This is a genomic window from uncultured Mycobacterium sp. (genome assembly GCF_964249325.1).
Classification (GTDB): domain Bacteria; phylum Actinomycetota; class Actinomycetes; order Mycobacteriales; family Mycobacteriaceae; genus Mycobacterium.
Genome location: NZ_CAXUCH010000273.1, coordinates 1 through 5,338 on the forward strand (window position 1 = coordinate 1; position 5,338 = coordinate 5,338).

A 5,338-nucleotide genomic window follows, 5' to 3' on the forward strand; every position below is an offset into this window, starting at 1 on the left:
TGGTCGCCACGATGCCGGCCAGCCCCAGCTCTACGGCCAGGTCTGCGATGTCGTCGATGTCGGCATCGGAGAGATCCGGCGCGATCTTCACCAGCACCGGCTTGAACGTCTCGGAGCGAACCGCGGCCAAGATCGGTCGCAGCAACTCCACGGCCTGCAAGTCCCTTAACCCCGGCGTGTTAGGGGAGCTGACGTTGACCACCAGATACGACGCCAGCGGACCTACCAGGCGCGCACTCGCGCGGTAGTCCTCGGCGGCATTGGCCGCCGGAATCGCCTTGGTCTTGCCGATATTGACACCGATCGGCACGTCGGGCCGATGTCGCGCGAGCCGAATCGCCAACTGGCCGGCGCCGTCGTTGTTGAACCCCATCCGGTTCAGCAGCGCCCGGTCGGAGGGTAGCCGAAACACGCGCGGAGCCGGATTGCCCGGCTGCGGCTCGGCGGTGACGGTGCCGACCTCGGCGTAGCCGAACCCGAGCGCACCCCAGATGCGCAGTCCGGTGCCGTTCTTGTCGAAGCCGGCGGCCAGCCCGAGCGGCCCCGCGAAGCGCACCCCGAACACCGTGCTGGCCAGGACCGGATCCCTCGGCGCCAACAGCCGGTGTAGCAGCCGGCGCAGCGGGGGAGCAGCCGTCACAGCGCGAAGCGCCGCGAAGACCAGCCGGTGAACCTGTTCCGCCGGAAGCACAAACAGCAGCGGGCGCAGCGCGCGGTATAACCGATGCTGTTCGCGTGCTCGATTCACAGTCCCGGCTGGTCGGTCCGCCGGTCGAGGGCAGTCTTCTTACGCCGCAACAACACCCGCCGGCTCCCGTCGGTGTAAAGCCGAACCCGCGTCAGCTCCCAGCCTCGGTACTCCGCCTCGATGGATAGCCGCGTCGATGCGCTGACCCGGGTCACCTCCGGCGGCAAGCGCAACGGCGCCCACTCGTATTCGTCGGACATCTCCGTCGTCCACTCAGCGGGTAACCGGCCGCGGCGCGCCGCACTCAACGCCGACCCGCCGCATGTTCGATGATCTGGACACCCTCACCTGAGCCCGACACCACATACAACGTGCCCGAAGCATCGTCAAAGGCCAGGGAGTTAGGTTGCCGCACGGTTGGGTAACGTACCTTTTCGACGGGTGTTCCGGTGGTCAGATCGTAACCAATGACCATATTCGTTGCGGTCTGCGACACCCAAGCGAGTCCGCGCGAGCCCGCCAGGCCGTACGGCGACTGTCGCACAGGGTAGGCCTGGCGCAAGATCAGCGGGTCGACCCCGAACACCAGCAATTGGCCGCCGCGGGTGTCGGCGACCAACACCCGGCCCACCGGGTCGGCGGCCAGGGTTGTCGCGCCCCGGCCGGCGCGCAGTGCCTGCTCGGCATTGCCGTCGGCGCCGATCGCCGTCACCGAGGTTTGGCTACGGTCCAATACAACCGCTGTATCACCCTGCGTCACAATCGAATCCACGCGGGCGAAGAGCTTGTTTCGTTTGGCCACGGCTGCCCTGGCGGCGGCCGGCTGTTCGAGCAGATAAACCGCGCCGTCGGCGCTGCCCAACACCAGCTTGCCGTCCGTGCGCCGGGCGATCGCGGTGAAGTCGGTGTTGCGTGCGCCGTCGATGTCTACGCGCTCGGCGTGGCCTGCAGACAAGTCGACGACGAAGTATCCGCCGCGTCCGCAGAGGTAAGCGGTCCCGCGGCCGTCAACCGTCAACGCGGTCGCCGGCTCAGGCAGCGCGATGTTGCGCGGCGGCTGTGCGGCGCCCACCACGGCGATGCTGGAAGGCGTTGCCGGATCGGAGCTGGGGCTGAGCACGGCCAGCCGCGAGGTGGCGGCATCGAACATCGCCGCCTGCGGGTGACCACCCAGCGGCAACACCACGCCGGCCGGTCTGGCCGCCACCGGAGGTGACTGAGCGGGCTGCGCCGGCGCGATGGTCGGGGGCGCTGTCTCCAACGCGTGCGACGAACACGATGCCGCGAAGGTAACGCAAAACAGCAGGCCAGCGACACGATCTTGGGGTTTACAGATTCGCACCACCGGGTAACTCTTAGACCATGCAACAGAACCTGGGACTGGGCTCCGATTCTAAGGAACGTTGTCGGCCTCGGTCCCGGGCCCGCCACCCATACCCGGCGGGTGACCGGAGGTATGGTCAGCCCATGACCCGCGCCAGCGACGATGCAGAGCGCAGCGATGAGGAGGAGCGGCGCCCATGACAGTCGCCGAAGACCGTCAGTTTTCCGGCCTCGAGTTCGCTATCGAGGACATGTCGACCGGGATCTTCGCGAGCGGGTACGGGCAAGTCGGTGACGGACGCAGCTTCTCCTTCCACATCGAACATCGCTCGCTCGTCGTTGAGGTCTACCGTCCCCGGCTAAGCGGATTAGTACCGCAAGCCGAGGACGTCGTCGCGAGGTCGACCCGCAGCCTGCTCGGCATAGACCTCACCGACCAACGCAGTCTCGCCGCGGCCGTGCGGGATTCGGTTGCGCTGGCCGAACCTGTTTCGCGCTAGCTCCGTCCGGTACTCCCGTCAGTAGGGGCCTATAGGCACCCGGTACGGTCATCGTCGTGACTGCGGCCCCAACGATGTCTTGGTGGCAGGTCGTCGTTTTGTCGGTGGTGCAGGGGTTGACCGAATTCCTGCCCGTGTCGTCTTCGGGGCATCTGGCGATCGTGTCGCGCATCATGTTCGGGCGCGACGCCGGCGCTTCGTTCACCGCGGTCGCCCAGCTGGGCACCGAGGTCGCCGTACTGGTCTACTTCGCTCGCGACATCGTGCGCATCGCCACCGCGTGGGTCAACGGCCTTGTGCGTTCACCAGCGAAGACGGCAGCCGGATCGGGCGCTCGCGCCAGCCGCGGCAACGATTTCGAGCAGCGAGGCACCGACTATCGGCTGGGCTGGTATGTGATCGTCGGCACGATTCCGATTTGCGTACTGGGTCTGGTGTTCACCGACGAAATCCGCTCCGGCGTGCGCAATCTGTGGGTAGTGGCGACGGCGATGGTGCTGTTTTCGGCGGTGATCGCAGCCGCGGAGTACCTGGGGCGGCAGAGCAGACATGTCGAGCAACTGACCGTGTGGGACGCCGTCGTCGTGGGCTGTGCCCAGACGCTGGCTTTGGTCCCCGGCGTGTCTCGATCCGGGGCAACGATAAGCGCCGGGCTGTTTCTCGGACTTGACCGCGAGCTGGCTGCACGGTTCGGTTTCTTGCTGGCCATTCCGGCGGTGTTCGCCTCGGGACTGTTTTCGCTGCCCGACGCATTCCACCCGGTGCGCGAAGGGATGAGCGCCAGCGGGCCACAGCTGTTGGTGGCGACGCTGATCGCGTTCGTCGTCGGCTACAGCGCAGTAGCGTGGTTTCTGCGGTTTCTCGTGCGGCACAGCATGTATTGGTTCGTCGGTTACCGCGTGGTCGCGGGAATCAGCGTGCTGGCCTTGCTCGCGGCCGGGACGGTATCCGCGACATGACCGTGATCTTGCTGCGACACGGTCGATCGACATCGAACACCGCGCACGTTTTGGCGGGCCGTTCCGAGGGCGTCGACCTCGACGACAAGGGCCGCGAGCAAGCCGCCGAACTGACCACCCGGCTCGGCGAACTGCCCCTGAAGGCGCTGCCGACGGACGGTTGAACCGCTCGCCGAGGCGTTGGGGATGCAGCCGGTGGTCGACGAACGACTCTCCGAAGTCGACTACGGGCAGTGGACCGGCCGCAAAATCGCCGAGCTGGCCAAAGAGCCGTTGTGGACGGTGGTTCAAGCCCATCCCAGCGCGGCGGTGTTTCCCGACGGCGAAGGGTTGGCTCAGGTGCAGGTGCGCGCGGTGGCCGCGGTCCGCGACCACGACCGGCGGCTGGCCGACCAGCACGGCGGTGACGTGCTGTGGTTGGCCTGCACCCACGGCGACGTCATCAAAGCGGTTGTCGCCGACGCGCTGGGCAACCATCTAGACAGCTTTCAGCGCCTCACCGCCGACCCGGCATCGATGAGCGTGATCCGCTACACCCAGCTGCGCCCATTCGTGTTGCACGTGAACCACACCGGCGCGCGGCTCACCGCCGCCCTGACCAGGGTGCCTTCCCCGGATGCCGCGCCTGATAGCGAGATGCCGCCCGGTGACGCGGTGGTGGGCGGCTCCACCGATTAACTGGGAAGGCCGTGCGTCTTCGCAAATGCGTATGCGGTGCAATTGCCGGGCATTACGTGGGAACGACAATTGCCGGTATTTTGGAGATGCCATGGCCCGAGCAATTCATGTCTTTCGTACACCCGACCGCTTCGTCGCCGGGACCGTCGGCCAGCCCGGAAATCGCACCTTCTATTTGCAAGCCGTCCATGACAACCGGGTGGTGTCGGTGGTGCTGGAGAAGCAGCAGGTCGCAGTGCTCGCAGACCGCATCGGCGCGTTGCTGTATGAGGTGCATCGCAGGTTCGGCACGCCGGTGCCGCCAGAGCCGACCGAGGTTGACGACCTCAGCCCGCTGATCACGCCGATCGACGCCGAGTTCCGGGTTGGCACCATGGGACTGGGTTGGGATTCCGAGGCGCAGACCGTGGTGGTTGAGTTGCTGGCGGTCACCGACACTGAGTTCGACGCGTCGGTGGTGCTTGACGACACCGAGGAAGGTCCTGACGCGGTGCGGGTGTTTTTGACCCCGGAGTCGGCCCGGCAGTTCGCGACTCGGTCCCATCGCGTCATCTCGGCGGGGCGTCCGCCGTGTCCGCTGTGCGACGAACCGCTGGACCCAGAGGGACACATCTGCGCGCGCACCAACGGCTACCGGCGCAGCGCGCTGCTCGGGTCTGACGATGACGCCGAGGCCTGATGATCGCGAGGTGTTGCGGCGCGGCGAACTGACGGTCCTGGGACGCATTCGCTCGGCGAGTAACGCCACGTTTCTGGGCGAGTCGACGTTGGGTGAGCGCAGCGTGCATTGCGTTTACAAGCCGATTGCCGGTGAGCAGCCGCTGTGGGATTTCCCCGACGGGACGCTGGCGGGCCGGGAACTGGGCGCGTATCTGGTGTCGACGCAGCTGGGCTGGAATATCGTGCCGTACACGATCATTCGCGACGGGCCGGCCGGTCCGGGCATGGTGCAACTCTGGGTGCACCAGCCCGGCGATGCGCCGGACTCCGATCCCGACACCGGGCCCGACTTGGTCGACCTGTTTCCCGCCGGCAAACCGCCAGCGGGCTATCTGCCGGTGCTGCGCGCTTATGACTATGCCGGCGACGAAGTCATCCTGATGCACGCCGACGACATCCGGTTGCGCCGGATGGCGGTCTTCGACGTGCTGGTCAACAACGCCGACCGCAAGGGCGGGCACATCCTGCGC

The 5,338-nt window shown here is 66.7% G+C and carries 7 protein-coding genes and 1 pseudogene; 5 read left to right on the forward strand and 3 right to left on the reverse strand.

The window, feature by feature from the left end; all coding sequences use genetic code 11:
- The 3 genes from pyrD to ACFE99_RS22315 form a co-directional block, all read right to left on the reverse strand.
- Window positions 1–709, reverse strand: a 709-nt coding sequence (gene pyrD, locus ACFE99_RS22305) for a dihydroorotate dehydrogenase (quinone) (RefSeq protein WP_375488658.1), incomplete at its 3' end; no start/stop codon positions are given.
- 35 nt (window positions 710–744) lie between these two features.
- Window positions 745–996 (reverse strand): DUF5703 family protein, encoded by a 252-nt coding sequence (locus ACFE99_RS22310; protein ID WP_375488650.1) that lies wholly within the window; start codon window positions 994–996, stop codon window positions 745–747.
- On the reverse strand, window positions 993–2,030 hold the full coding sequence (locus ACFE99_RS22315) for a hypothetical protein (RefSeq protein WP_375488660.1): 1,038 nt from the start codon (window positions 2,028–2,030) through the stop codon (window positions 993–995). The genes ACFE99_RS22310 and ACFE99_RS22315 overlap by 4 nt, the downstream gene beginning before the upstream one ends.
- A gap of 178 nt (window positions 2,031–2,208) precedes the next feature.
- Between ACFE99_RS22315 and ACFE99_RS22320 the strand changes: the two genes are divergently transcribed.
- The 5 genes and pseudogenes from ACFE99_RS22320 to ACFE99_RS22340 all read left to right on the forward strand — a co-directional run.
- A complete protein-coding gene (locus ACFE99_RS22320; RefSeq protein ID WP_375488652.1) occupies window positions 2,209–2,511 on the forward strand; it encodes a hypothetical protein in 303 nt (100 codons plus the stop codon).
- A 74-nt stretch (window positions 2,512–2,585) separates the two neighbouring features.
- Window positions 2,586–3,470, forward strand: a complete 885-nt coding sequence (locus ACFE99_RS22325; RefSeq protein WP_375488662.1) for an undecaprenyl-diphosphate phosphatase — start codon at window positions 2,586–2,588, stop codon at window positions 3,468–3,470.
- Window positions 3,467–4,148 (forward strand): annotated as a pseudogene (locus ACFE99_RS22330) (histidine phosphatase family protein). Before ACFE99_RS22325 ends, ACFE99_RS22330 begins: the two are co-directional and overlap by 4 nt.
- A gap of 91 nt (window positions 4,149–4,239) precedes the next feature.
- Complete coding sequence (locus tag ACFE99_RS22335; protein WP_375488654.1) at window positions 4,240–4,827, forward strand: DUF3090 domain-containing protein; 588 nt, start codon at window positions 4,240–4,242, stop codon at window positions 4,825–4,827.
- Window positions 4,811–5,338 (forward strand): SCO1664 family protein (locus ACFE99_RS22340; RefSeq protein ID WP_375488656.1); only part of this gene is annotated, 528 nt, incomplete at its 3' end. The genes ACFE99_RS22335 and ACFE99_RS22340, both read left to right, overlap by 17 nt.